The sequence below is a fragment of the Curvibacter delicatus NBRC 14919 genome, assembly GCF_001592265.1.
GTDB lineage: Bacteria > Pseudomonadota > Gammaproteobacteria > Burkholderiales > Burkholderiaceae_C > Hylemonella > Hylemonella delicata.
In genome coordinates, this window is sequence record NZ_BCWP01000085.1 from 1 (window position 1) to 2,108 (window position 2,108).

General features: G+C 56.8%; 2 protein-coding genes. Both read left to right on the forward strand.

Translation table 11 applies throughout. The features are described from left to right. Positions 1-545: sensor histidine kinase (locus CDE01S_RS17875; RefSeq protein ID WP_169802291.1), on the forward strand; the 545-nt coding region annotated here is incomplete at its 5' end. Between the two features lie 73 nt (positions 546-618). Then, complete coding sequence (locus CDE01S_RS17880) at positions 619-1,968, forward strand: TolC family protein (RefSeq protein WP_084382992.1); 1,350 nt, start codon at positions 619-621, stop codon at positions 1,966-1,968. Positions 1,969-2,108: the final 140 nt, after the last annotated feature.

Sequence of the window (2,108 nt, forward strand, 5' to 3'; positions counted from 1 at the left end):
TGACGTATCCGTCGTCAGATTTGAAGATGGTCGCTCCAGATCTTTGGATGTGTCGGTTTCCCGCGGCAAGCCAGCAGACATTGACGGCGGATTTGACGGATGTGATTAATGATGAAGGAAAGCGCTGGAAGAAAGTGGCGGAATCTTTCAGAAAACGGCTGATTGTGGACGTCATGCTTGCAGGGGGGCGTCCGCCCCGGGCGACGATACAGCCAACCTTGTTTGAGGAAGCTCTCGGGAATGTGATCGAGAACGCGATCCGGTACGGAGGGGAGACGATAACCCTGGAGCTGCAAGGGAATGAGAATGAAGTCCTCGTTCATGTATGGGATGACGGGTCTCCGTTGAGTACGACCGAGGTTGCCAGCCTCTTCATACCGTTCTGGCGAGGCGAGTCGGCCACGTCAAGTGGATCGGGTCTGGGCCTGGCCATCGCCAGAAAGGCCGCTCGGAGCATGCAAGGAGAACTCACGTACTCGATCGATTCGGTGAGACGCGGCAACCAGTTCACTTTCCATTTTCCGAGAGCCATCGACAACGCATAAGCCGGAGCGCGCACCCTTTCATTAAGCGAATTTAAAGCTAACTCCGAACAGAATCCTCTGCTCTGGAGTTTCTATGTTCGGGACTTTTCGTCAAAACAAAACGCGGTTGGGTCTGCTGTTCCTGTTGTTCATCTCGGCGACAACACCGGTGCCTGCTCAAACGGCTGGTGTTCCGCCTTCGGCGACAGCCGTTGCGCGAAGCGACGGCAGTTCCCCCTGGACGCTCAACGCATTGATCGATGAGCTGAAACGAGCGAATCCTCAATTGCGCTCCACGCAGGGACTGGCCAGGGCCGTGCAGCTCGGCGTCGAACCGGTCCGTGCTCCCGACAATCCGATTTTCAGTGTCACCCAGAACCCCGTCAGTTACAACCCCTTCGCGATCGGGACGTCACAAGGCATGACTTGGTCGGTCAGTCAGAATCTGCCTTGGCCAGGAAAAAAGCGCCTCGGCGGAGAGATCGTTCAGGCTCAGGCCGACGTGATGAAGGCCCAGGTGGAGGCACTGCAGATCCAGCTTGTCGGTCAACTGAAGTCGTCTTGGTCGTCCTGGCAGCAGCTCCAGCAGCAGACCCGGTTGCTGCGTTCGCAGATCGAGCGGCTCGATCAAATCAAGCAGGCCACGCAGTTGCGCTACGCACAGAATGCCGCTGCGTACGCTGACAACATCAATGCGCAGATCAATCAGGCTCAGGCGAAAAATAATCTGCTGGGTGTCGAAGGTCAAGCAAGAATTCTTGTTGCGCAGATCAACGGACTCATCGGGCGTTCGTCTGCGACACCACTTCAGTTGCTTGAGGATGATCTGTCTCCGTCAAGGGACGTCCCCATACTCGAGGGACTCCGGAGTATGACGCTGGAGCGTAACCCTGCAATCAAGGCGTCGAAGTACACGATTCAAGGTGCGCAAAAGGGCGTCGAACTTGCGGAGCTTGGCGGACGGCCGGATTTCAATGTGTCGCTACTTTTCAACTCGGCGGCGCCTCCCTGGGGCTTCGTGAACAACGATTCTTACGGCATCAGTCTCGGCGTCACGATTCCGCTCTGGTATGCCAGGAAAGAAAAATACCTGGTCGATCAGGCTAAAGCGCAGCTCATCGCCATACGCGACAGCGACGACTCGGTTCGACAACAGGCACTTGTTGGCGTGGATAGCGCGTACCTTCAGTGGACGCAGAGCTTGGACCAGCTCAAGTTGCTCGAGGAGCGCGTTCTGGATCAGGCAAGGGTCGCTTATCGGCTGTCGCTGGCGAACTACAGCACAGGCCAGACAGGCTTCGTTGACCTGATGAATGCCTATACGGCCATGAATAGCGCCGAGATTGCAACCATGCAGGCACGATCCGCCGCCATCCAGGCACGGGTGGCACTGGAGACTGTGGTAGGCAGCAACGATGACGTGAACATGGGGATTTCGAAATAATGAACAAGCAAGCCATGATTGCCGGGTGCGTTGCGGGAATCGCAGGCATCGCTTTGGGAGTAGCGGTGTCGCGCTACTGGCCGACAGCAGAGGTGCAGATGTCCACCGCGCCAGAAGCGAAAGCCGTAATGGAACGAACA

What these genes read in the sequence shown, in the direction of transcription:
- CDE01S_RS17880 (WP_084382992.1), top strand. Translation starts at nt 619, where the DNA reads ATGTTCGGGACTTTTCGTCAAAACAAAACGCGGTTGGGTCTGCTGTTC.